The 23612-nt window shown below is 57.3% G+C and carries 19 protein-coding genes and 1 pseudogene; 4 read left to right on the forward strand and 16 right to left on the reverse strand.

The features are described from left to right. Positions 1–317: 317 nt before the first annotated feature. The 5 genes from AMS69_RS12180 to AMS69_RS12200 form a co-directional block, all read right to left on the reverse strand. The gene (locus tag AMS69_RS12180) at positions 318–746 is read right to left on the reverse strand and encodes a PIN domain-containing protein (protein WP_053968323.1); all 429 of its coding nucleotides are present in this window, start codon (positions 744–746) and stop codon (positions 318–320) included. Then, positions 743–1051 carry an AbrB/MazE/SpoVT family DNA-binding domain-containing protein gene (locus tag AMS69_RS12185; protein ID WP_080508829.1) on the reverse strand — a complete coding sequence of 103 codons (309 nt, stop codon included), beginning with the start codon at positions 1049–1051 and terminating at the stop codon, positions 743–745. Before AMS69_RS12185 ends, AMS69_RS12180 begins: the two co-directional genes overlap by 4 nt. 133 nt (positions 1052–1184) lie before the next feature. Further along, the gene (locus AMS69_RS12190) at positions 1185–1523 is read right to left on the reverse strand and encodes a hypothetical protein (RefSeq protein WP_155119958.1); all 339 of its coding nucleotides are present in this window, start codon (positions 1521–1523) and stop codon (positions 1185–1187) included. Between the two features lie 828 nt (positions 1524–2351). Continuing rightward, positions 2352–2837 (reverse strand): hypothetical protein, encoded by a 486-nt coding sequence (locus AMS69_RS12195; protein ID WP_053968325.1) that lies wholly within the window; start codon positions 2835–2837, stop codon positions 2352–2354. Next, on the reverse strand, positions 2827–3495 hold the full coding sequence (locus AMS69_RS12200; RefSeq protein ID WP_077067796.1) for a nucleotidyltransferase domain-containing protein: 669 nt from the start codon (positions 3493–3495) through the stop codon (positions 2827–2829). Before AMS69_RS12200 ends, AMS69_RS12195 begins: the two co-directional genes overlap by 11 nt. 998 nt (positions 3496–4493) lie before the next feature. On the opposite strand from AMS69_RS12200, the gene AMS69_RS20195 reads away from it, so the two are divergent. After that, positions 4494–5069, forward strand: a complete 576-nt coding sequence (locus AMS69_RS20195) for a hypothetical protein (protein ID WP_155119959.1) — start codon at positions 4494–4496, stop codon at positions 5067–5069. A gap of 52 nt (positions 5070–5121) precedes the next feature. Here the strand turns inward: AMS69_RS20195 and AMS69_RS12205 are convergent, their stop codons facing one another. Next, on the reverse strand, positions 5122–6096 hold the full coding sequence (locus AMS69_RS12205) for a hypothetical protein (RefSeq protein ID WP_053968326.1): 975 nt from the start codon (positions 6094–6096) through the stop codon (positions 5122–5124). A gap of 217 nt (positions 6097–6313) precedes the next feature. Between AMS69_RS12205 and AMS69_RS20875 the strand changes: the two are divergent. From AMS69_RS20875 to AMS69_RS20200, 3 genes and pseudogenes are all read left to right on the forward strand, one after another. Then, positions 6314–6460: pseudogene (locus AMS69_RS20875) on the forward strand (IS5/IS1182 family transposase); the annotation flags it as partial. A 1041-nt stretch (positions 6461–7501) separates the two neighbouring features. Further along, entirely contained in the window at positions 7502–8653 is a 1152-nt protein-coding gene (locus AMS69_RS12210; protein ID WP_053968327.1) for an SOSS complex subunit B family protein, read from the forward strand. A 1151-nt stretch (positions 8654–9804) separates the two neighbouring features. Continuing rightward, positions 9805–9954, forward strand: a complete 150-nt coding sequence (locus tag AMS69_RS20200) for a hypothetical protein (RefSeq protein ID WP_155119960.1) — start codon at positions 9805–9807, stop codon at positions 9952–9954. An 11-nt stretch (positions 9955–9965) separates the two neighbouring features. On the opposite strand, the gene AMS69_RS12215 is transcribed toward AMS69_RS20200, so the two are convergent. The 10 genes from AMS69_RS12215 to AMS69_RS12260 all read right to left on the reverse strand — a co-directional run bounded on the left by AMS69_RS12215 (position 9966) and on the right by AMS69_RS12260 (position 23549). After that, positions 9966–10328 carry a hypothetical protein gene (locus tag AMS69_RS12215; RefSeq protein WP_080508830.1) on the reverse strand — a complete coding sequence of 121 codons (363 nt, stop codon included), beginning with the start codon at positions 10326–10328 and terminating at the stop codon, positions 9966–9968. A gap of 1114 nt (positions 10329–11442) precedes the next feature. After that, positions 11443–13659: a type IV secretory system conjugative DNA transfer family protein gene (locus tag AMS69_RS12220; protein WP_053968328.1), complete on the reverse strand. Its 2217-nt coding sequence runs from the start codon at positions 13657–13659 to the stop codon at positions 11443–11445. Beyond that, the gene (locus AMS69_RS12225) at positions 13656–14411 is read right to left on the reverse strand and encodes a relaxase/mobilization nuclease domain-containing protein (RefSeq protein WP_053968329.1); all 756 of its coding nucleotides are present in this window, start codon (positions 14409–14411) and stop codon (positions 13656–13658) included. Before AMS69_RS12225 ends, AMS69_RS12220 begins: the two co-directional genes overlap by 4 nt. After that, a complete protein-coding gene (locus AMS69_RS12230) occupies positions 14408–14881 on the reverse strand; it encodes a hypothetical protein (protein ID WP_053968330.1) in 474 nt (157 codons plus the stop codon). The genes AMS69_RS12225 and AMS69_RS12230 overlap by 4 nt, the downstream gene beginning before the upstream one ends. Beyond that, positions 14878–15255, reverse strand: a complete 378-nt coding sequence (locus AMS69_RS12235; protein ID WP_053968331.1) for a plasmid mobilization protein — start codon at positions 15253–15255, stop codon at positions 14878–14880. The genes AMS69_RS12230 and AMS69_RS12235 overlap by 4 nt, the downstream gene beginning before the upstream one ends. Positions 15256–15260: 5 nt before the next feature. Continuing rightward, a complete protein-coding gene (locus AMS69_RS12240) occupies positions 15261–18512 on the reverse strand; it encodes a VirB4 family type IV secretion system protein (protein WP_053968332.1) in 3252 nt (1083 codons plus the stop codon). Further along, entirely contained in the window at positions 18512–20182 is a 1671-nt protein-coding gene (locus tag AMS69_RS12245; protein ID WP_053968333.1) for a hypothetical protein, read from the reverse strand. Before AMS69_RS12245 ends, AMS69_RS12240 begins: the two co-directional genes overlap by 1 nt. Positions 20183–20184: 2 nt before the next feature. Next, entirely contained in the window at positions 20185–21036 is an 852-nt protein-coding gene (locus tag AMS69_RS12250) for a hypothetical protein (protein ID WP_053968334.1), read from the reverse strand. Next, positions 21033–23090 (reverse strand): hypothetical protein, encoded by a 2058-nt coding sequence (locus AMS69_RS12255; protein ID WP_053968335.1) that lies wholly within the window; start codon positions 23088–23090, stop codon positions 21033–21035. Before AMS69_RS12255 ends, AMS69_RS12250 begins: the two co-directional genes overlap by 4 nt. Positions 23091–23093: 3 nt before the next feature. Further along, entirely contained in the window at positions 23094–23549 is a 456-nt protein-coding gene (locus AMS69_RS12260) for a pilin (protein ID WP_053968336.1), read from the reverse strand. Between the last annotated feature and the right edge of the window lie 63 nt (positions 23550–23612).

Below are 23612 nucleotides of genomic sequence, written 5' to 3' on the forward strand. Positions count from 1 at the left end.
GCTAGTTGAGGCATCGACAGCAGACGAGGCACTCGCCGCTGGCAAGGGCGTCTTCGACAACCTGGTCGGCGTCGACAGGCACTCATGTAGCAGTTGTAGTGAGTCCAGTCTTATTATGGATTTGAGTGGCTGGAACTCAATTTTTCGAGACAGTGAAAGTAGACCAGCTAATTTACTGAATTAAACAGAGACGGTGCTCTCACGAGAGTGAAAATAAATCACCGCCTGTGGAGACTGCGCTCCTATGGACATCTAGTCGGTGTCTGCAAAGCGGCCAAGGAGCGAACCACGTCAGCAGTGATAGGGTGGGGCGGCAGTCACGCTGGTTCGGTCCGGAACCGAGTGACCGGGACATCGGCGACAGCATCGTAATCATCGTCGGCCCCGACGAGAAGCATCCCATCAAAATGTGCTGCGGTCCCGAGTGCGAAGGCATCTCCAAGTGCCAGAGAGTAGCGGAATTTGAAGTCAGCTGCCGACGACCAGGTCTGTTCGGTGTCGATTCGACGGATACCGCTTTCCTCAAGGACATCAACGACGGCATCAGCGCGTTCCTCACCGTCAATCGCACGGACGAGATAGTGGACCTCGGCAAGGTTGATCGCCGAAATGTACCCGTCTGCTGCGCCTTCAACAGCGTCGACGTACGTTTCGACGGTGTCGCTCCCTAGTTCGTTGCAGAAATAGGCAATGAGTGGTTCCGCGTCGAAGACGATCGTTTCGGGAATGTCAGCCCCGTCAGTCATGCGTCAGCCTCATCATCGCCGGCGTAACGCTGCCGCAACTCCTCTTCACTGGCTTTGTCCGCTGCACGTTCCTCCTGTAGGCGCTCGGTTGCCGAGCGCTCCTGCTCGTCGGTTTTCCCTTCCAAGACCCCACGCAGGTCTGTAACCGAGTGGATGGGGCGGACAACGATATCACCCTCCTCGGTCCGGACGAACTTTACACGGCCGGGCGTGTCGATGCCCAACTCTTCACGGAACTCCTTCGGGATAGTAGCTTGCCCGCGCGACGATACAGATACCACTTTTTCAGACTCTGTTTTACTCATACTATTCTCTGTTATTATTTTGATCTGGTCATACAAAAGACTGCGGCTTGATAAACTGCTGTCTTCACGCAAACTGACCAGATCAATGTCAAAAGAGCATAAGTCCTCGATGGAACCGCCTGCCGGGAAACGTCTAAAAGTGCAACTCCGTTCCGCCAGCGCCCTCGCGTGATTCGGGCGTTAGATACACGCGAACGCTCATGTCGACCTCGGGTGATTCGCCGTAGTTTGGGTTGAACCGGAGTTTTTGGTCCCAGTCACCACGTTCTGAAATCTGCTCGCCGGCGTTGCCAACCAGTTCACGAGCTCTCTCGAGGTCGGTAGTGTTGAGGTGAAGAATCACGTCGAAATCCTCTTCACCCGTCATCTCACCAGCTGGATCATCAGGATTTGAGGTACAGACCCAGTCGACGTCGTCAGTAAAACTATTCAGTGATTGCTTGAACGCAGTTCGTAGTTCTGTAACTCCCACACCAGTAAAGGACGTGTCTACACACATGAAACTCTGGAAACCGACAACGCTGTACAGTTGGTAGTGGCCTCCCTCACAGGACGCTTGAGGGAGAGTTTTCCTTTTACCCATGACGCTCATGCGTAGCACATTGTTGATGGTGCGCTGTCCTGCGATTTGACTGAACCAGATCTGATTCAAGGATTGACTCGTGAGTCATTTTCTCCTCGGTTTAGCACTCACCACGAGACGAACCGAACTGTATCAACAATCTCCTACGGAAGAGCGTACCCATGAAGTTCTTCTATTTTGTCATCGATGTGGTCCTGAGCGATAGCCAAGTTGTCAACAGCCATTGCGTTGTTCTCGAACTCAGAGAGATGATTATCGAGTGATCTCTGAGCATCGCTCAGGTCGTCGTGCAGCCCATCACCACATCGGTCGATGCCGAGTCGTATTCAAGCGCGTCAAGTGCCTCATTGAGTTCGTCGAGGTCTGCTTGCGTCGGTAAGTTCGTCTGTGTTCAGAACATTATCGAACTGCGCTTCGACCATGTCGACAGTTCCATCGAGTCATCCAGATCGTTGATAGACGCACTGTTCTACCGCACTCATCGGGCTTGAGCTCATGAACAACACGCTGTGCATTGAGCATCTCCCTCGGCGGCAGCGTTTCGGTTTCACTCTCGAGCGTCTGTTCATGCAGTTAAATTCCACGCACGTCGGAGTCGCGCGCGGTTGGAGACAAGAGGGAAACGACTGCACTGACGCTGGCAGTCGGTCCCTTGCAGCGTGGGGCAGACAGGCGGGTAGGAACGGATAGATAGCGGGTGTGTTGTCTGGTCGTCGGTCAGCAGAGACATTCGTGGCGCACTTGGCTCGCGTTGACGAGATCTTGATGGACATCTGTGGCGAGTTCGTGCATCGCCTTTGCTTGCGATTCAGTGGCAATTCCGAGCCGGTAGTCGGTTTTTGTTCGATTCTGGTTCCATAGTTCGGCTAATCGCTCCCCAAACGCATCATCATAAAGTCCGATCTCTGCACCTCGCTGGTACAGTCGCCGATGGCTACTGATGACTTCAGAAGCGTCCATTGCGCCGTCGTGGATGAGTCGGAACTGGATCGTCCGCTCTATCGCAACGAATGACGACTCAATGACAACCGTGTAGTAGCCGTCATCAAGCAGGCGGGACGCAGCTGCCAGAAGCCGACACGCTCGCCGAAGTTGGACCAATTCGGCTTCGTCAACATCGAGCCCGTCCTCAACATTCTGTGGTGTTTGCTCGAAACTACGCTCAGCGGCATCCAGTGCGTTAAGCACTGATTCATTTTCCATTCGCGTACACCTCCGCTCGAATATTGGACAACTGATCCGTCCCAACCAGTATTAGTCCTTCGTCGAACTGCTGTTGGAGCCGGTCACCGATCCGTTTCGCGCTCTCGGTCGATTCGACAAGTGCCTCGAAGGTATAGCGGTTCCCCTCGAATTTCGACTCTTGGAGAGAGCTTACGATTGACTGTACAGTTCGGCGGGCCTGTGTTCTGTCGTCTTCGACGAACACAAGAAGGTCGATATCACTTGCGCGGTCAGCTGTCCCCCGCGCAACACTACCGAAGAGCAGGACGCCGACGAGATGATCAATCTTTTCTTGAACCGTATCGACGAAGGCCCGGACAGGCCTGTGAAATTCCGATTGGGGGATCGACAGGACTGGATCAGGTTTTGTGAGTCGATCACGATGGATACGTACGTATTGCTTCCGTCCTTCTTGACGGGTCTGCACCGTGCCAAGCTCTTTAAGCAGTTTGACTGCCTTCGAGACCGTTGCCTGATTCCCGTCAATCATCTCCGCGAGTTGGCCGATGGTGAATTCTTCGTATGGCTCCTCAATCAAGCGAGCGAGTACATCCTGCATCGCCTGATACCGAAAGACCCGGTCCTGGGGAAACGGATACTCCAGAGCAAGTGTGATTGTTTCTTTCGTATTAGGCATACTATTCCTATTAGGAATGTATGAATATAAAACCCAGTCTGGTCAACCAATTTGGTGACTGTCGATACGCACATCGGAGTCGCGCGCGGTTGGAGACGAGAGGGACGCGACTGCACTGGCGCTGGCAGTCGGTCCCTTGCAGCGTGGGGCAGACGGCCGGGCGAAGCGGGTGGACGCCCGATGTGACGCGACGTGGGGCTGGCAGGCTGGCTGAGAGCGCGTGAGACAGGTGTGAGCCGGCGTGGGACTGACGGCCGGGGAGATTTACGGATGGCTGCTGGTGTGTCTCTAGCCGCCGGGCAGCCGCCGCTGGGCGGCACTCTCGCTCTTGCCGGAGCCGGGACGTTGGCTGGGGGTGTCCGGAGAGGGTACGGGTGGTATGTGTCTCGTGTGTGATAGCGAGCGGGTTCTGGTATTGCTGGGTCTGGAGCCGAGTCGTATGGCACTCGTGACGGTGTCGAGGGAGGTGGGACTACTGGTAGCGGGAATCATGGCACTACTGGTAGCAGGACTATCGGGACTACTGGTAGCGGGACTACTGACTTCGACGGGACGGCTGACACTGCTTGCGGTACTACCTCGAACAACATCGCGACGACAGAGACGGTGTCGGACCAGCACATCTTGAAAGCCCCACGCCGCTGGCGGTCGCTCACCGACTGCTACGGCACGACACAGCAGTAGTGGTTAATATTGGAGCAAAACGCAGGTTTGTAGATCCCGATCTAACAGATCAGGGAATGGCTGTGCAACAAGGGGGTGAAGCGTTGTTAGTCGTTATGGGCTTCATGACAACTTACGCTGGACTTATCGCGTAGATAGCATCATTCACAGGTGACTGCTAGTGGTGGAGTTGTAACAGCTGCGAGTGTCATCCCCATGTAGGATTTGATATATTTTAGACGATCCAGGGACACACTCTCTCTACAGTTCAAGTGATTCTCCTGCCTGAATAGTTAGACAGAAATTATACATATTTGTGTAGAATACAGTCTAGTGTGGCTGAACAGAACTCACTGTCACGGCGGGCTCTTCTTGCAACAGGTCTTGCTACTTCGGCTTCGGGGTGTCTGGGTCCATTCAGTAACGGACCCGATTGCGAGATGTCGAGTAATATTGAGAGGGATGAGGATCTGATTTACAGAGTTAAGATAACCGACACAAGTAACAATGTGGACAAAGAAGGGAGTTGTAGTCGGTGGACAGCCGAGCGTTGCTTAAGCGTCACAGTGTGGATTGACACAGAAATCATCGACCGGATTGAAGCACAAACACCAACCGGGGAACTCGTAGCCGCTTGGGATTCTACTACTACTACTACATCACGCTCGGAGTCGTCATCAACAGATGAGAGCCAAGAAACGGCCTCTTCCGATAAAAATGTCTTCACAGGGGTCACTGAAACGCCATCAGCTGAAAACCCCATAGAGTTGGGTCCGGACGTCCCAGATGATTCACTTGGAGTTTATTTTGAACTGGCCGCTCTAAGCAAGGGGCAAAGTGCAAGCCGCCAGATTCTGTTCTTCTCAGGAGGGGAACAAATCGAACAGATATCGGCATCGCTCGATTGTTGATTATTTGTACACCATTACTCACTAAAAAATTAAATATATCCCCTACTCTTGATCAGCCAAGTGTGTTTGCGTTATCTTCCAGCAGCCATGTCGATACTGCCCATGAGAATGGAGCGAGTATTCCTCCAGTCAACAGGTTGCCAAGGTCATTCGCGGCGTTTGCGATCCCATTTTGATCGAGGTCATATTCGCTCCAATTAATCCCCGGAGCGACGCCGTGTGCTGCGTTGAAATTAACGTCACTACCGCTGGCCTCTACATTGTGTGCCGTCACAACAGTCCCACTGACCGCTGGGAAGTCGGGACAGTCCCAAATCGTCCCTGCCGTGTCACCATCCTCGAAATCCCCTTGATTATTCCATTCGGTGTTGAAAGCGTCTGGGACTTCACAGTTTCCGGTGAATCGTTTCTGCACTTCGCAGAACGGCTCGAATTTCTCATCCCACGTTTCACCCTCACATGCCTCTCCATCAACACTCTCTCTATCATGATCCCAGTCCGAACCGTTGTCATCCTTCACGATTGTTCGGGCCAGCGGTCCGCACTCCTGTGACTCCGTTTGACCATAGTACACTGCATCATACCCGCCCGCAGAGGGTTCATCAAGGCCACTGGTACTCGCTTGGCCATCTGATTCCGCTGGTTTTTCAATTTCTGCAGTGAGGTCCGCTGGTGTGATACTACTGGACTGTGTCGATTGAGCACTGACACTCTCTGACTTCGGTGTGAGATTCAACGAGTACGTCGTCTTTTTTGACTCGCTACCGCTAGTCACTTTGTCTCTGTCGAGTGCTAACGTTTTGCTGACACTACCATTTTCGTGGATTTTAATTTTAGCCGTCTTGACTTCAGGTTTGTCAGCTATATCAGCTTTGACGACTCGTGGCTCGAACGTTTGATCCCAGGATTGGGTGCTGGACGCGGAGACAGTTTGGGCGGTAGACGCTGACGCAACCGCGGCAACGCCGAAATTTCTCAGGAGGGTACGACGATTCAATTTCATTTGTGAATCGGATGTATCTGACATCCAGTGTTACGATCGAATCGATGGATAATAAATATGTCCTATTAATTGTCATGTTGCATGAATTATATGTGTTTGCGAGGGCAAGTTGCCACCAGTCGGACACCCGCAGAAGGGCTTCGCACCATCCGTTGTTCGCTTGGGCTGAAGAAGAACCCATCTTTAGGCAATCGGAGAGTCACCGCACCACGGTAGTTTATCGGGATTTCTTTACAGAGGGCATGATATCTTGGGCGAATATGACTACCTGCTGACCAGACGGGTCGTGCCATGCCCTCCGTCCAACCCGCGAGACACTGACGACCCACTGGACATTGAGTACAGGGTCAATGGCTGCTCCAAGAACCACAACGAGGACATTCAGCTAATCAGCGCTACGGAATTAACTTCTGCTTCGGCGTGAACGCGGAGGGATCAAGAGAGACCAACTGCCAGCGTCAATGCAGTCGGCCTCTCTCAGAGGGCAGACGGCCGGGCAGGACAGGTGGCTGGCTCGTGTGTCTTTGGGCGGGGTGCAGCCGTCGCTGGGCGGCACTCTCGCTGCTGGTCGAGCCGGTACGTGAGCAGGGATCGGACAGCGTGTTAATGAGTGGATCGTGTCCCCCGGATTGTGCAGGGAAAAGTCTGGGACCGTTGTGGCTGGAGCTACGAATGACGATAGGACTCGTAGCGGAGCGAGTACCAGTGGGACTGCACGAGGCAGGAATCAGGATACTGCGGGTGGCGGAACTGGGGACACTAACAGGACGACCACGGCTAAAAGAACCGCGACGACGGACTCGGTATCGGACCAGCACATCTTGAAAGCCCCACGCCGCTGGCGGTCGCTCACCGACATATCCTCACTGCGTTCGGATAGGGGTCGCTGACCCGACCACAGCAAGCGCCAGCGGCGTGCCCCTTTCAGTCCCACCCGACTGCTACGGCACAACACAGCAGTAATCGAACGCACGCGTCGAAGTCGCGCGCGATTCGGCTGAGGAACCCACGCGGCCGGCGCTCCCTCGCCGGAACGAGGACGGTCGCGCTGCTCACTGTGTTCCGGGCTGCTCACTGCGTTGCGCTGCCGGGCTTTCACCCATCCGGCACTCGCTTGGCCGCGCGGGATGCTGGCTCACCGCAACCGCACACGATGAGACCGCCCGCCGGGATGTCACCAAGCTACCGTTTATTTATATACTACTACCCCTCGAAACGTGAAACACAAAACGCCGCTTAGACACCACCAAGACATCCGAATACTGCACTTGAAATAATCCAAATAGTCCGGTAGCTTTAAATACTAGCCACCCATGCCATTAAGTACGGAAAGGCACGACGCACGCGGCGCTGGCAGGGCAGTTTCACGCCGCAGAAATCGGGTGCTAGAACACCCGACAAGTGTCTTTCCGTAAGGCAGTGAAAGACAATGTACGCTACCAATTCCAGCGGTAAGAATGCATCGGCCAGCAACCAACAGGTTCCCCTCTCGACCCACTTCGAAGACGGCCCCGAGCAACTTCTAGAAGCCGTCGCAGAGACCGAGAACGGCAACGAACTCGACTTTCGGATGAACAAGGGGAGCGATAGCCGTGGCAACTACTACGCCCGTCAAGACGACTATCACAGCTACGACTGGACTCGCTCGACCGAGGTCGGCCCCAACCGGCGGTTTGGCGAAACGTTGGAACAGCAGGAGGAACGCCACGGGCGCGACGCCGAACAAGCCCGACACTCCGAGGTCGCACGCGCTCACGTCGACGGTGCCGACCGCGAAGCCTCGGCTCGCCAGCTCACCGACGCCGAAACCGAACGGGCTGACGGGTTCCGGTCCCCGGCTGACCCCCGGCAGTGGATGGACCGCGACACGCTGGCGCGCATCAACCAGCAAGCCGCGACGCTTGCAGACAAGACCAGTCTGTCCCGAGCGGCCGCGAGCCGGCGACTCGCCGCCCTCGTCTCCGGGCAGATGGGCGACTGCGATAGCCTGTATGACGCTTCGTTTACCCTGTTCAGGGACGCCCGCGAGGAACTACAGGAACCGACGCCTCTCGCGGATCTGTCGCCCTACGGGTACGAGTGTACGGTTGAAGGCGAAGTTACGCACATCATCGAGGAACCCGACGCTCGGAACCAGTACCAAGTCCTCTATATCGAAGACGACGAGGGTACGAGCGCGAAGGTCACGGTCTGGGGCAAGTCGATGCACGGCGGCGAGATGGTCCGCACGCTCCACGAAGGCGACCGGGTGCGAATCTCTGGGGGCAAGCCAGACGAGTACGATGGCATCAAGACCGTAGCCGTCACGAGCGACACGCTCATGTGCATCATCGAGCGTGGCGACGGTCCCGCGCCGACCGGACACGGAAGCAGTATGTTCGGTTCGTCCGGTGAGAGTCAGACGGTGGCCTCGTGGGAGGCTGAATCTGACACCCATGCATGGGCCAACGAGCGGGACGGTGACCACGCGGTCGCCGTGACGCTGGGCAAGGCCCGCTGTCGTGAGTCTGGGTGTTCGGACCTGTTCGATACCGAGCATGGAGCCGCCACCCATCGCGGGGTAGTCCACGGCGACGACTGACGCCCGACGGCTAGGGCGTCCCCCACCGAGTGGGGCCTGTCGGTCGGTCGCTGCGACGGTGCTCGCGCACGCGGCTCGCCGGCGGCCACCGGCAAGCCGGGCCGCCGCCGAGCGACCGCGCGCACGGACTGGAGCGCCACCGCACCAGCGCGTCAGCGTGGGTCAGTCTGGTGGAGGCTCTGAGAGGGCTGGAGTCCTGGTGTGTGCGTGGACGTGGGCCAGCCGGCCGGGGAGAAACAGAGGCTGGGTGGCTGGTGTGTCGCGACAGCGCGCGACGCCACCGACAGACTCGCGATGCTCGTCTGTCGAGCCCTCGTTCGCTGGTGCTCACGAGGACGACGGGACGCTCCGCTCGGCGCTATCGCGCGCCTCGCGGCGGTCCATCGTGCCTGCGGTGGCGGGCGCGATCCCGGCCTGCCGCCGGAAGGTGGACGGAAACGCACTCTATCTTCTGTTGTCTGCTCGTGTTTCGATCTAGACAAGCCAACAAACCAATAGCGCGACATTTTTGCGACTCGCTCCGGAAAGTGGAGAGTATCATGTCAACCAACAGAGAAGGTGAAAATCCGATAGAACAGCTTACCAGCGGTCAGGATGCCAAGCGAATCCCTCACCCAAAATCAAACGAGTACATCGCTGTCTTTCGGCTTGACAAGGACAGCAACACCGGATACAAGCTCGTGACCGATGATGGCAGCGTCATCCGGACGTCATGGTCTTCCTCGGGGTGCAGTGTATGCAACGAGAACGAAAGCTACAGTCCGAGGAGGGGGACTCCACACGATACAGCACAAGAGAAGCGCAAGCAAGCAAACTGCGAACACGCACAGTTCGCAGCAGACGCATTCTCACTTGACGCAGCGGGGTCCTGCGACGACTGTGGCGCGTGGGCGATCTCTCCACGGTCGATACCCCACCCTACGGTCTCTGGAGCTACCGCACTAGTTGAGGAGTACTGTGCGGAGTGTGATGCGCTTCGAGCAACGTAACCTGCTGCGGTCCTCAGTGGTCTACCCAAGACAGTCGGCGCAGTCTGGGGAGCTGTTGGGTAGCTGTTTTCTGGGCCCGGAATCCCGGATAGACACACCTCGATTTTGTGTGGCCGCAGGAAGGTGGCGGCCAGATAGGGCCGCCGGGAGGTGATTTCTCAAATGGGAGAAATTCAATTTCCACGCTGTGAGGACGTATTTATTGCCGAGTTCGATGAGGTCCGGATTCGGTCGGGATCGTTCCATGACTCTGACCGCAACGAGTCGTTTGACCAGCTTTGTGAGGACTGCTATCGCGAGGTCGTGAAGTGACGTCGGTCAAACTACTCTCTCTTTTTTTCGACTGGATCTGGGATACGGCCAAACTCAGTTTCTAGCAAGACTTCCAGCTCATCAGTTTCTGTGTCTCTCTCAGCGAAAAAGCCTTCAACCACTTCACGGTCACTGTGGTACTGGATGATCGCCTCGTATCCGTACCGGTTGTTTGCCCCGGCAGGATACCAGTGCTTGACGCGAACTTTGAACTCCCGATCTTCCCACGTCCATAGGCGAACTTTGATCGGGTGCTTGAGTTCTCGGCGGGCGATGTCGATCACTTCGTCGACGACCGGCCCAATCGCTTCAATGCTCGGGATCTGGCGCTGGCTGGATGGCTGTTGCTCTGGAGATAGGTGTTGCTGTGACATGAGAACGGTGCGATGCACACTTGGCCGGCATCGCTCAAAAAGCCCCGGGTCGGGGTGGGAGCCGACTGGCAGCCAGCGAGGAACAGTCCCGACAGAGTCCCGGGTGGATCGCAAGCGTGGGTCTGCCGGCCGGGCTGAAACAAATGGAAGCGCGGTGTGTCGTGACAGCGCGCGACGCCACTGACAGACTCCCGCTGGTCGTCTGTCCTGTCCTCGTTCGCTAGCGCTCACTCGGACGACGGGGCGCTGCGCTCGGCGCTGTCGCGCGCCTCATGCCGGTCCAATCGTGCCTGCGGTAGCGGGCGCGATCCCCACTGGAGATCGGACAGTTCCCCGGCTGAATGGCACACTAAATTGCGAGTATATTACTGTACGAAAGGAACGTCTATCAGAAGTGTTGCGATTCGAATATAAAGCTCCGGATACAATGGTGTTCCCTCCAGTTGTTGATCGACAAGTTGAGTTCGGTGCGGCGTCGGCATGGGTCTGGCCCGAGCGTGGGTCTGCCAGCTCTGGCTCAGTTCCGGTAGAACTATGATCGGTGTGGCCTCGACGTCGACGGGTCGGCGACGTGCGTGGCACAGTGGACTCGCATGACGCTCGGTGGAGCTGGCCGACCGCGTGCAGGTCACGATGTGAGTCCCGGGTTCGGGGGTGTTTCTGTCCGTATCCTAGTAGGTTGCTTCATGGGGTGAGTCTGCCAGTCTTCGCTCTGGTGAGGTTCCGCGATGCGCTGTCTCTTCTTTTGTTCTATATCTTATGTTTTCCTTCTTATGTCTCTCGCGCCTCTGTCGGGATATGCACGACAAGGTAAAGAGTGTAGTTTGCATCTGATTCTGGGCGATTCATACCTATGCGGTCTTGCGATTTTTCGATGATTCGCCTCCATGTTTGAGTGATTCACCGTGATTCAGATTGACGAATTACCGACGCCGTCTTGCGATTTCGAATATAGAATAGTTCGAAGAAAGTAATTTCAACAACTCTAATACGAATAGATTACTACTGGCTCGACAAGACCCGGTTACTAACCTGCAGAGAAGCACCACCACGTCGCAGAAATGGGAAATATGTAGAACTTATTATAGTTAGAGAACGGGCAAATTGGGATAGGTCACATGAACTCAGATGGCCTGCGTCGCTCTCCGCTTGCCTCAGCTTCGTCCCGCTGTTCACTCTCATCAGTATCACCCTCCGTGTCCGATTCATCAGGTGATTCACTCTCTTCCTTCTCAGCAGAGTCCATTTCGTCACTGCTGGGATCTGGGACCGTACCAGAGGAGTGGTCGCCATCTTCATCGAGTAGCTGTTGGTCCTGATCTGGGTCAACAGATTTACCCTCTAAATCTGATAGGTCTGGGTGGTCCGTGTCCGGAGACGTGACGGCAGTGCTCGCTGTTGTCTGGTCGAGTGGGTCGGTCGACTCGTCGTCGCCCAACCCATCCGTCGCGTCGACGGTTGGCTCAACTTCGGGGCCACGATCCGGGCCACTATCTCTAGACTCACCGTCGTCGGTCTCACCAGTTGACCCACGGAATATATCGTCAAGTTGCGCACGAGTGAACGAGAACCAACTGTCACTCTCGATGTCGGTGTCATCCTCAGTGGGTTCCGGTTCCGAACTGCCCGGCGACTCCGCGCCCTGTGCCGGCAGACTGTCGCGAACGTCGGCCAGTTCGTAGGACTGTCCGTGGACCCACGTCGTCCGAGAGACAGCAACGCACTCACCGGGCTGGAAATCTCGGAGCAGCCCAGAGGTGATCGGCGTCTTATCCTTCTCTTTGTACGTATCCCGAGCTTGCGTCCGTGGGTTCTCACCGCGTCCCTGGTGACTCATCGACACCATCTCGGAGCGATCATACTGCCGACTCTCGCCGAGTTCATCGAGGATGAAGTCCGTCGACTCGCTGTCACCCGGGCCAAAGTACACGCCTTGCGGGCAGTTGCCGACAATCCCAGAGATCGTACTGTACGTGTCCTTGAGCTGGCCGATTGTCTGGACGCCGACCAGTGCCCGTGCTTTGTGTTTCCGGCCTCGTGCCGTGAGGTTCGTTACCTGAGTAAGTGCCGGCAGCGCGTCGATCTCGTCGAGGATGTGGACCGTTGGGTTTGAAGCGTTCATCGCATACCGGATCGACCAGTCTACGAGCAACTGGTACATCGGCCCGAGCGTTTCCAGTTCCGTCGGATTCGAGTCGATGATGAGGACCCGGCCTTCCGGGTTCTCGATATACTCTTGCAGCGAGAACTCGCCATACTCTCCGAAGTCGCCGGTAAACACAGGGTCGACGTTCTCTTTGATTGTCTGGTAGACGTTCTGTGCGCCTTTGCCCTTGTCAGGGTCTATGTGGCCCGAGTCCAGTCGGTCGAACTCGTCCAGTGCCTTCTTGAGCGCGATATGGCCCTCGTTGAGCAGCGAGACTATATCGGCGTGACAGAGGGCATGGCGGCGATTGTTCTTTTTCGCGCTGAGATGCAGGTACATCAGCATCTCCGCGAAGGTCTGTTTGGCGGGCCGATGGAACGGGTCGTGACCATCGGCTTCGCCGAAGATTGCGCCGGCGACCTCGCGAAAATCAGACTCCGAGTCGGCGTCCTTGAACAGATTCCAGACCACATCGCTGTCCTCGTGGCGGATGCGCTGAACCTCAAAGCCAAGTTCCTCGTAGAACGCTTGGAAGTCTTCGCCAGTGTCGTGAGCGATGACCGCGGTATCGCTGTAGTACGGGAACTGGTAGGCCAACAGTTTCATCATCGACGTCTTCCCCGAACCAGTCTCGCCCACAACGGCGGTGGAGACATCTTGGTCGAGCGTGAACGGCAGTTCCGCGTCGTCGTGTTCGTGGCCGACCTCTTCGAGCGGAACGACGGACTCGCCGTCGTCGTGGTCCCACTGGTTCATCGCGAGCATTTCGGGCGAGGTCCGGCGGAGCAGTTCCCCGGAGAACACGATACCGATGGAGATGGCATACAGGATCACCGTTGTCGAGTACGAGAGCATCGGCAGCGACAACCCGGGCACCGTGAAGTCAGCGAACAGTGTCCCGACTGAGACGGCAGCTAGAACGTGTGCGAACGGGAACAACAGCGCTGTGCTGGGTGTCTGGGCAAGCACGTCGTAGAAGAACGCCGCGCTGATGAGTCCAAAGCCGAGGTAGATGTAGCGCCATGCCCAGAACCGCTTTGGCAGGACCTTGTCGCTATCGACGATCATCGGCGGGAACAGTAACATAAACCCTGCCCAGACGAACCCGACGACGTTGTCGTACTTGAGGCTATTCGGGACTTCGCCGGAGCGTTGTCCTGGTGGTGCAGAGGAACTAGAACTCACTGCCACCACCCAACTTCGCGTTCGGGTTCCTGCTCGCGTTCAAGATCAACTTCGGGTTCGCGCTCAGTTGCGGCCTGTTCTTCAGCCCTCTCCGCAGCGCCCTCTGAGAGTGGCTCTGGTTTGCTCTCAGCGCGCTCTTTCTCAGCCGTGGGTTGTCCGACGTCTTTCTGCTGGCTCTTCTCACTCGCCCGCTTGAGCGCTTTTTCGGCGTCGAGGTTCAGTGACAACTCTGCCTCGTGGTACTGCTCCCGTGCTTCTTGATCGACGACCCGGCCGAGATTCTCTGGAGCATCGCGAGCAGTTGCCGTTGGGTCTCTCGTCCGGGAGGGCTCTTCATACACGGTCGCTGCTTGTTCGCGCAACTGTCGGATATCCTCCCGATCCATCTCCAACTCTGCGCGCTCGCCGGTCGCCGCGATATGCGCGTGTGGGAACTCTGTGTCCCTGTGGACCCCATACACGTAGTCAGTCGTCGGCTGCTGGGCAAACTCACTGTGCATGAATTCCCGAGTGTTGGCATTCACCTCTTCTGGTGAGTATTGTCCCGTGGGATCAGGAGAGACGATCATGTGTCGCTGGAATCCGAACTCCCGGCTCTTGTCGACGAATTGGTCTACTTCTGGGTCGGATAGTTCTCTCCCAGCTGGGTTTCGGAGGTCAACTGTCGCGCCGGCGTCCTGTTCGCGATCACGCTGAATATAATCGACGAGGTTCCCTGCACCACCCTCCTGATAATCTGTTTTTAGCATCATGCACTCTCACCTGCCGGCTCAGTGGCAGTCGAGGCATCTGACTCAGCGTTGTTTTCTTCATCTGGTGTTTGCGACTCCGTGTCCGGATCTTGTCCGACGTGTTCGCCGGCAAATTTCAGCGCAAGCCGCCGCTGTTCAGCGGAGTAGTCATCTTGGAGCAGTTTCCAGATCGCGATGATATATGCTGTCCGGACTTTTTGCACGGTCTTCACTTCCTCCATTGATCCAGACTCAAATTCTGCTAACAGTTCCGTCACCTCGCGCTTTGCCTCCTCCAGCAGGACTTCAATTTTTGTGTTAGTGCTGTACCGTTGATACTGATTCTCTCCAGTCTCCCATTCAACGTAGTCCTCGATAACCTCGTGTCCGTATTCGGAGGTGGATTTCCCCGCGGCGTCAGCCAGCTGGTCAAACAATTCTTTGTTCCCCTCGCTCGTATAAATCTGGAGCAGAGTGTCTCTCTCAGTCATTCCTGACCCTCCTTGTTTCGGATTCTTTCAACCTCTTTCTCGAGTTTCCCTGTCGCTTCCTCCATCGCAGTAGCGCGCCTCTCTGCCGGGAACTCAGAGGAAATCAAATCCCACAGAGCGACCGAGTAGAACAGTTCCTGATCCGTATCAACGGTTGTTGCTTCCTCAACGTCCTCTACGACGGCATCAGCGATGTACTCCAGTTCCGATCCAAGATTTAATTCCCCCGCACGCTGTTCCTGTAGTTCCCTCGAAATACGCCGTTCCGTGGCTTTCAGAATGTACTCTGAAACCCCTTCACCCGCTTTGTTAGCCTGCTTCACGATCTCTTTTCGCTGCTCTGCACTCAGCCGAATTGTGACTTTTTCACTCATGTGAATCACTCCGTGTTATCGAACTCCGAATCAGTCTCTACCTCGATACCACCGTCAGCCACAACTGCATCCGGCTGTGCCCGGTCAAGTGCCACAGACACAGCATCCACCAACTCGTCTTCGTCCAGTCCGTCCAGAACGCGCTCAGCCTTCTCCGGGGACAATCCGTGATCTGTTAGCTCCTGCTGGACTGCCTTGGAGTGGACGAACTCTTCGAACTCAGCAACGTGGGGGTCAACCTCGGCGACAACATCGTCAAACGCGTCCTCTGCGTCGGCGTCGAGGTCGATAATCTGCTTTTCCTCCCACGACGTCTTGATCGTCAGCGGGTAGTCGCCGTGCTCGTCGACGCGGACCAGCGCTTGCGAGTACCCCTGACCGTCGCCCAGTGACTCCTTTCCAGCTTCGGCGTGCTGGATGTAGGACTGCTGTTCGCTGGTGAGTCCGGCACTTGTCGCAGTCTCATCGCCCAGTTCTGGCTCACGATGATGCACCTTGATCGGACACATCCCCGCGATTTCCTCAGCTGCGCCCTTATCCTCGAACTCCGAGAGTGTCTGGGACAGCATCACCAGTCGCAGCCCAGCGTGACGCTGGTGGCGGGCAATCTGGTTCAACGACTCCAAGTTCGCGTCGTCGTTGAACAGGTAGTGGGCTTCGTCAATGATGATCTCGACCTTCTGGGTCATGTTCTTGGCCTGCTGGTACAACGTGCTCAGAAGCAACTGCATGATGAATGACTGCTTGCCGAGGCCACTACCCGAGCCTTCGACCTGCTGGAGGTCCAGATACACAGCCTTGCTGCTGTCATCGATCAACCGCAGGTCCGACTCTTTCGAGAGATTGCCGAACGTACTCCCCGGCCGGAATGGATGCAACGCAATCGAGAGTTCGTTCGCGTACTGCTGGATTTTCTGCTGGGAAGATTCGGTTGTCGCGCCGGGGAACATTCCCGGGTCTTCCTGGAGGCGGTCGACAACCTCAAGGAAGTCACTCAGGTCGGGCGAGTTCGCCGGCGTATGTGTCGACGGGTCGTCCGGGTCGATATCGGATTCAGTGAATATCTTGTCGATCAGGAATGTGATCAGCCCGCTGTGCATCTCCAGATCGACATCCCGCGATTGCAGGAAGTTCTCGATGACACCGTACACTTCGTCTTTCTTTGCGGAGACAGGCTGCATGTCCGGAGACTGTTCGAGGACATGGGGCGGCGTCGGATGCATCTCACACGGGTTTAGCGGCGTCTCACCGCTGATTGTGATCGTCTTTGCATCCAGCATCTGCGCGCTGCCGTGCATATCCCCAACCGGGTCGATGTAGATCTGCTTGACATCCGACCGCTTTTTCAGCATCCGCATCGCCCGAGCCTGCGTGCCGTGTGTTTTGCCGCCGCCGGGCATCCCGGTAACTAGCTCCGAGTGGCCGGTTTCGAGATCCCACGGGTCGATCAACAGCGATGAATCGTTGTGGCCGTGTAGCCCGTACTCGATTCCGTCGTCCATCCGGAGGTAGTTCGACGAGAACGGGAACAGCGAACCCAGCGCTTCCCCAGTCATCGAGGAGAGCCGATTCTGCCCGAGTTCGTTGGCCCCGATCGGCGAGACAGTCACCAGTCCGGCTTCCTGTCGGCGGGTCGTTCGCTTGACGCCGCAGTTCGACGGCGAGTCCCGCAGCAGCGTTTCAAGCCGGTTCGTTTGCTTCCGGAGGTCTTCCTCGGTCTCCGCGGTCAGACGGATGAACGCGCCGACACGGAACAGCGACGTGTGATTCCGCCGGACCATCTGCCGGATGTACTTCGCCTGGTTGACTTCCTGTTCGATATCTTCCGCTTCCAGCTCCCCTTTATCGTTTTGCAGCATCTTCAGCGACGAAATCCACTCTTTCATGACCGACACGGCTGCGTCAGAGTCGTAGGGGTCGATGTGGATTGAGACGTCGACGGCAAGGTCCGTATCCAGCAGCAGTTGCTCTAACATCCCGCTGGTCGGATGCTCTGGATACGTCTCGATCCAGAAACAGCGCGTGTACGTCTCTTGGTCGATGAGGGCGTGGTCGGCGTCCCACTCGATATCCGTCGGCGCAACCAGCGACCGGTGGTTCTCTCCGGGCCGGTGGAGTTGGGAAACAAAGTCAGTCTCGTCGACCTCGTAGTCGGTCCCACCGACATCGTCGGTCTCCATGCCCTCTGCGGCGTCGTGGGCTGCTGCTCCCTCACCGTGCTTGATGAGTTCCCGAGCGGAGTATGTTACCGGGGAGACGGAGGCAGCCTCTTCGTACTCTCGCTCGGACCGCGTTTCACAGGCCCAGTAGTCTTCGGTCAGGTTTGCCAGCTCGTGCGGGCTGACCGACCGGCTACGGCACCGGTACATATTGTTGACTGCCCTGTCGACAGTCTCAAGCCGGTCGTGGAGTTTCTTGGCCTTGAACTCCTCTCGCTCGGCGTCAGTGAGAGTGTCACTGTCGAACCGACCGAACAGTCGCCCGAGGACGGGTATCCCGGCCAGATAGTCAGCGATGGAGTCATCGGCCATCTGGAGATCATGGATGTCGCCGTCAGTGACCCAGACGATGATATAGTACTTGCGCTGGAGTTCAGTCTCGGTCTCAACGTTGCCGCTGTCGTCGGTGTAGCGGTTGACGAACTCCAACAGGACTCCCCGGAAGATCGGGTGGCTCTCCGCATCGGGATCTTCGAGCCGGTCGATATGTGTCTGGATGTGGGATTCGTTGTCGACTTCCGCTGTCGTGACGTGGAGTTTCGCTCGCCCAGTCAGCGACTCAGACAGGCGTGTGAGTGACTTGACCGCCTTGTCCCATTTCTCGTCGTCCTGCAGCGACATATTGGCGGGCTCGACCTCGACCGCGCCGACATACGCTCCGTCGACGCGCTCGATGCCGTGGGGCATGATCCGCTCCAGTCGTGTGACCTGCCGGGTGTCTTGATTGCCTTGGCCGTGCGTGTACTGGCGCTTTTTGACGAGCCAGAACAGTTTGACGCGCAGCCACTCAGTCAGCCGATAGTGGTCTGGACGGACTTTGTGGAGGATGTAGAGGAAGACTTCAACGACCGCTGTGAGGGCCAGCGTGGGGAAGAACAGCGCCGCTGGGACGAACGGCATCCCCATCGCGACGAGGAAGCCAAACGGCGGGATGAGGAACAAGATGAGCTCTCCGAGCGTGTAGTCTCCCCAGAAGTTGGTCGTATCTCCGAGGGATTCGTGGATGATGTTCGTGTTGTACTCTTCGTTATCAGCCATTAGTCGTCATCCCCCCGAGGCGGCAGGCCGTCGCGGTATGCATCCGGCCCTAGTTTGTCAGCATCAGTTGCAAACACATCCTTGAGCGAGTCATACGACTCGGAGTCATCGGAGTCGGTATCGGTCCCGTTTTCGTCGGGTTCCCCATCCGAGAACGGCGGGTCTGTCTCAGACTCGTAGACTCTGGTATCGCCAGAGTTGATCTGCGTCTGGCGCTCCATTTTCGTCTGACGCTCACTGACCGGGGTATCGTCGTTTCCAGAGCCGCCGGACGAACTCCCGTTAGTGAACCTGCTGTTGAGCGCACTTCCAGGGGAGGTCCCACTGGAGCTACCGGAGCTACTGGAACCGCTGGAGCCGCTAGAACCACCGGAACCGCTACTGCCGGCAGGAGACGGAGCGGAACCGCCACCACCGCTGTTACCTCCACCGGAGCCGCCGGAGCCACTGCTGCCGGCAGGAGGTGGGGCGGAACCGCCGCCACCGCCGTTACCGCCTCCAGAACCGTTGGAACCGCTCTTCCCATAATTGCGGTTCATCCCGGCAGGGTTGGCTGCCATCTGACGATGGACCATCTGGGCTCCCGTGGCAGCACTGCCAACACGTCCTTTTGCAGCGCTTGAGGCGGCTCGAATCGTGCCACCCGTCGCCATTGCTGCACCGGGGCCACCAACCGCTCCAGCGCCGGCTGTCGCCGCCGCGCCAGTGGCCGCCGCGCCGATCTTTGCTGGCTTTTTGCTGCCGGCAAGGACCTGCTCGCTGACCTGAATCGCAACGCGGCTACTGCGCTGGATGAGGACCTTCTGAGACTTTGCCGCCAGGTACAGCGTCACGAGACTGATGAACAGCGACAGTTCAGATGCCAGTCCCCAGTTTGTCGCTTCGAAGCTCATGCGGATCAGGATTGCAGGCGGGATGCCCGCAGCGAGGACTCCGGGATACGCGCCGGCGATCTGCTTTGCCAGTCCCGAGAAGCGATTGAGTGGCCAGACCTCGACCGCCCAGAACGTTGCGACCAGCGGCATCGACAGCGTCATCAGGAAGACCAGCAGCCATCTGGTGATGAAGATGAACGCCGCCTTGAGGTAGACGTACAGTCCGACAATGATGAGTACGAGGAATATGCCAAGGCTGAGATCCGCAATTTGCTCGGCTGAACTGATTAGTGCAGCAATCTCCTTTTCAGACTGACCGGTTTGGTAGATCACCTTGCCGATAGCATCGAAGAACTGAGTCCCGAGTGAGGCCACTGGGAGCCAGAAGAACAGCGAAAGAAAGGCAACTCCGAGTCGGCGTAGAAGCTTCTTCCGAATGACTGGGTTCATCGACCCATATCTGAGTCCGATTATCGCCAGAACCGAGAACTGGATGCCGACCGCTAACCCAACGATGGAATCGAAATAGATGCCTGAGATGAGCGAGTCCCACGGAGCATTGCTCGCAGACTCAAATGCAATGTCGACAGGGGCTGCTGAATTCGGCCCTTCAGGAGCGGGCGTCCGCACCATCGGTTCGATGATGGCTCTGAAGAACCCATCTAAGTACTCGACTATCTGTGTTCTGAGTTGATCAAAGAAGCCACTCATACCGGCTGTAATTGCCGATGAGAGCTCTCCAATCAGCCTCTCGGTGATCTCTTCGAGGATTTCATCACCAATCCCGGGCTGCATCGCTACCCCTCCGTCTCCGTCTCCGTCTTTGTTGGAGTTGTGGTGACCTCTTCTGGCTCACCAGCTAGAGTTCGTTTGCACCCGTTACCGGTGGAGTCAAACCTGTCGGTATACTTGATAGATTGGGTGATAGTAACCGGGTCACTCCAGAGGAAGCCAACAGCCAATTTCTCCTCTCTTACAGTCGTTTCTTCCACTTTTACACAGTGTGCGCGATCTTTCAGGAGGAAAGTAAACTCGACAATGCCGGTTTCACCAGGTTCTATTGGTTCAAATGGTTCGCTGTCTCTTTCTCCATTGAGGATTGTCTGCGTTGCCGCACCGGTTCGCTGGCCTACATTCCGGACAACTACCCCTAAGCTGTCGTCACGAACCTCTTCATGCTCGGTCCCAGGGACGACTTCCTCAAGTTCGAAGGTAGTGTCTAGTTCGAGTGGGAGTTTGGTTTCGACGTCATCCCCACGCAGGTAGAGTGTGTGCTGGCCCCGTGGCAGCGGCTCGTACGAGTCCTCTCCCTCTGTTAGCGAGAGACGTGTCCGGGTCTCGCCGGGACTGAAGTAGTCGCTGGCGAACTCCCGCCCAGACTCTGTGATGATGCTGACCGATGACGGCTCGATCTCATCGGTCACAGCCACTTCCAGAGCCAACTGGCGGCCGTTCTCGACAATCTCAATCGACGTCTCTTCAATGTAGTCGGACTGCTCTTCTGGCGGGCCGGCGCTTCCGTCACCGCCGTCACTGCTATCAGACAGCCCGCCGCTGCATCCTGCAAGTGCGGCAAGACTCCCGCTCAGGAGTCCAAGCACTGTTCTGCGGTCGATACTGCTGGTTCGTGGTATATTCTTGTGTGTCATGGATTATACCAACCAACGAAGTTGCCTCTCATCCAGACGTCGTAGCCGTACAGCACCAACACAGCCGGCAACAACGTCAGGAGCGTCACTACAGCAAGGTCGATGAAATTCGCAAGGTCCGGGAGATCGAGTTCATATGCGACCCGCTCTTGGGTGTCTCGCACCGGGACAGCACGCCCTTGCTCCCACCAGATCTGATTCGGACGATACGTGACTATCGCCGACGAGACTTCGCCCTGGTCGACGGTCACAGTAAGCTCATCGTCGCCAGAGAACGACCGTTCAACTCGAGTCTGTCCAGTCGCGACCGTGACGTTCCCCGCTGCAATCGGGAAGCCAGCCGTCGGTTCGACCCGGACCAGCAGGTCCGTCGAGTCGTCAGTCGAGTTGACCACCTCGGAGGTGATATTAACCTCACGGATCGGCGTCGGGTTCGTCGAGTCCGCTGGCTGTTCGATGCTGTTCCCACGGACGAGTCCGTGGATCTCGAAGTTCTCTGTCCGGAGCGATTCTGCACTCCGAATCGTGAACCGATCTGCTGTCGTGAACGTCTCCGAACGGTTGATCCGAATCTCCGGTGGGAGCGTCGTCCTGTTGGTCGCGTTAGCGGTCGTGTTCCCCGTCGCGTTCACCGGATACGTCGCTTCGAGCGACGGCACGAACTGCCAGCCGTCGGAACTCTCGTTTTGGACGCGGTTGACCGTGACTTCCGGGCCCTCTGTAGTCCGGACAGCGTGGGTTTCGAGCGGTCGCACTGGCGTCGTCGTATTCTCTGACCAGTTCTCCCAGCCGGGCGGTGAGCGAGTGTAAAACCGCCACTTGCTCTGGACTTCGTATCCCCTGTCAAACTGGACGCGCTGCCAGCTGCCGGGGATTACAGTCCCGATACGATAGTCGTCGGTCGTGGCCCCTCTGCCGTTCGGGACGACGCCGGGTTCGACGACCATCTCCCGCTCGGATAGGTTTTCGACGTGGACCGTGCGGGAGTCCGTGACCGTCAGTTCGTACTCGTCGATTTCGTCATCGCCAATGTCTGAGATATTCGTCGAGATCGTCGTGACCAACTGGAGTTCCGTGGTCCCAGAGATGTTCGTGTAGTTGAGGGGGGGCTGAGCAGCGGTGCTGTTGTCCATCGCAGTGCCGTTGGCATACAGCGTCGTGTTCGTCGACGTGTTCAGGACCCGGAAGTCGTCCTCGAAGAACTCCGAGATGAATACCCGGTAGTCGTGGATGGCACGAACAGTCCCGTTGGGCCGGACGAGCCGTTTTGTGCCCGATGGTCGATGGACGACCGTCGATGGCTCGATGCTGAAGAACGCGACATAGGCGTCACGCATCCAGAGTCCAGATCGAGTGTCGGTGACGTTGACTGGTCGCGAGGAGTCCTCAATTCCAGTCCGGAACGAGTCGTGTTCGGGCCGGTTCCACAGCGTCGTGTTCGAGGGCGCACGAGAGGGCATATCTCCCGTGCAAGATGGCAGGACGGCCAGCGTGCCGTTCTCGGCATCTGACCGGTCGGCCCGTGTAAGATTCGGGTGGTCCGGGTCGCCAGACCACAGCGCACGGAAGAACGTGTGGTTGTGATTGTAGGACCTATTCGGAGGCACGACGCCGGCCGTTGCGTTGTCTCCAATAGACGCGTTCGCTGGTGGATTCGAGGCGTTCTCGTAGCACGAGACTTGCGCGCTGAGGTTCTGCCTTGCGCCGAGTTCGACGGACCTGTTCAGGTCCGTCTGGTTCGGTGCTGGTCCCTGTTCGATGGACTCGTTGCCCCCGGTTCCGTTGGCTGCTGTTCCGTTGTCTACCGGGTCTTGGACGCTGGATTCGTTGTTGTCAGTGTCGTTCGCTTGTCCCTCACCGCTGGAGCCATTCGGTGCAGTGGCGTTTTGTTGGAGTACCCCCACGCCACCGTGGCTCACATCGCCAAGAGAGTCTGCCGTCCCCCGCTCAATCTGAGATGGGTTGCTACTAGCAGACGCAGGCCCCGCAGCTGCGGCTGTCGAGAGCAGCGAGCAAAGGGCCGCGACCAGCAACAGTGAGCGGAGTGCCGGCATCGTTTAGAATGGGGTCACGCAGTCCGAGAAGCCGAAGCCGACGTTGTCCCCGAACTTCGTGATGAGTTCTGGAGCCACGATTGCCAGCACAACGACGCCGAGGCCAACAAGCGAGAGGATGAGGTCCCGCCGGGCTTCGTTTTGCTGGTTCGGGTTGCCGGAGGCTCGCATATACGACAGGCCACTGCGACCGACGAACACCATCGTTGCTGGGAGTCCAAGACCAGCCAGTGCTCCAAAGACGACGTTGACGCCGTCTTCGACAGCCGTGTCACAGTAGATGTTCCCAACGTCAGTCTGGCCCATCGCAGAGCCAGCAAACAGCGTGAGGATCAGCAGCAACTGTGTTGTTTCTCTGACGCCAGGCGTGAGCCATGCGTCTGCGAGTCGGCGCTTTGCGTGCCCGTAGAGTGTTGATTCCGAGGTCGATGCGGTCGAGTTCTGTGTTCGTGTTGACATAGATGTCTCTGCTTGGAGTGGCTTGCTTGTCCACCGATTCCCCACCGGTGATCTGCTTCTTAC

Source organism: Haloarcula rubripromontorii, from assembly GCF_001280425.1.
GTDB lineage: Archaea > Halobacteriota > Halobacteria > Halobacteriales > Haloarculaceae > Haloarcula > Haloarcula rubripromontorii.

Excerpts from the sequence above, each read along its gene's own strand:
- AMS69_RS12200 (WP_077067796.1), bottom strand. The coding sequence starts at position 3,495 with ATGCCTAATACGAAAGAAACAATCACACTTGCTCTGGAGTATCCGTTT.
- AMS69_RS12235 (WP_053968331.1), bottom strand. The coding sequence starts at position 15,255 with ATGAGTGAAAAAGTCACAATTCGGCTGAGTGCAGAGCAGCGAAAAGAG.
- AMS69_RS12255 (WP_053968335.1), bottom strand. The coding sequence starts at position 23,090 with ATGCCGGCACTCCGCTCACTGTTGCTGGTCGCGGCCCTTTGCTCGCTG.
- AMS69_RS12195 (WP_053968325.1), bottom strand. The coding sequence starts at position 2,837 with ATGGAAAATGAATCAGTGCTTAACGCACTGGATGCCGCTGAGCGTAGT.
- AMS69_RS12245 (WP_053968333.1), bottom strand. The coding sequence starts at position 20,182 with ATGCAGCCCGGGATTGGTGATGAAATCCTCGAAGAGATCACCGAGAGG.
- AMS69_RS12180 (WP_053968323.1), bottom strand. The coding sequence starts at position 746 with ATGACTGACGGGGCTGACATTCCCGAAACGATCGTCTTCGACGCGGAA.
- AMS69_RS12185 (WP_080508829.1), bottom strand. The coding sequence starts at position 1,051 with ATGAGTAAAACAGAGTCTGAAAAAGTGGTATCTGTATCGTCGCGCGGG.
- AMS69_RS12240 (WP_053968332.1), bottom strand. The coding sequence starts at position 18,512 with ATGGCTGATAACGAAGAGTACAACACGAACATCATCCACGAATCCCTC.
- AMS69_RS12230 (WP_053968330.1), bottom strand. The coding sequence starts at position 14,881 with ATGACTGAGAGAGACACTCTGCTCCAGATTTATACGAGCGAGGGGAAC.
- AMS69_RS12260 (WP_053968336.1), bottom strand. The coding sequence starts at position 23,549 with ATGTCAACACGAACACAGAACTCGACCGCATCGACCTCGGAATCAACA.
- AMS69_RS12205 (WP_053968326.1), bottom strand. The coding sequence starts at position 6,096 with ATGTCAGATACATCCGATTCACAAATGAAATTGAATCGTCGTACCCTC.
- AMS69_RS12215 (WP_080508830.1), bottom strand. The coding sequence starts at position 10,328 with ATGTCACAGCAACACCTATCTCCAGAGCAACAGCCATCCAGCCAGCGC.
- AMS69_RS20200 (WP_155119960.1), top strand. The coding sequence starts at position 9,805 with ATGGGAGAAATTCAATTTCCACGCTGTGAGGACGTATTTATTGCCGAG.
- AMS69_RS12250 (WP_053968334.1), bottom strand. The coding sequence starts at position 21,036 with ATGACACACAAGAATATACCACGAACCAGCAGTATCGACCGCAGAACA.
- AMS69_RS12225 (WP_053968329.1), bottom strand. The coding sequence starts at position 14,411 with ATGATGCTAAAAACAGATTATCAGGAGGGTGGTGCAGGGAACCTCGTC.
- AMS69_RS12210 (WP_053968327.1), top strand. The coding sequence starts at position 7,502 with ATGTACGCTACCAATTCCAGCGGTAAGAATGCATCGGCCAGCAACCAA.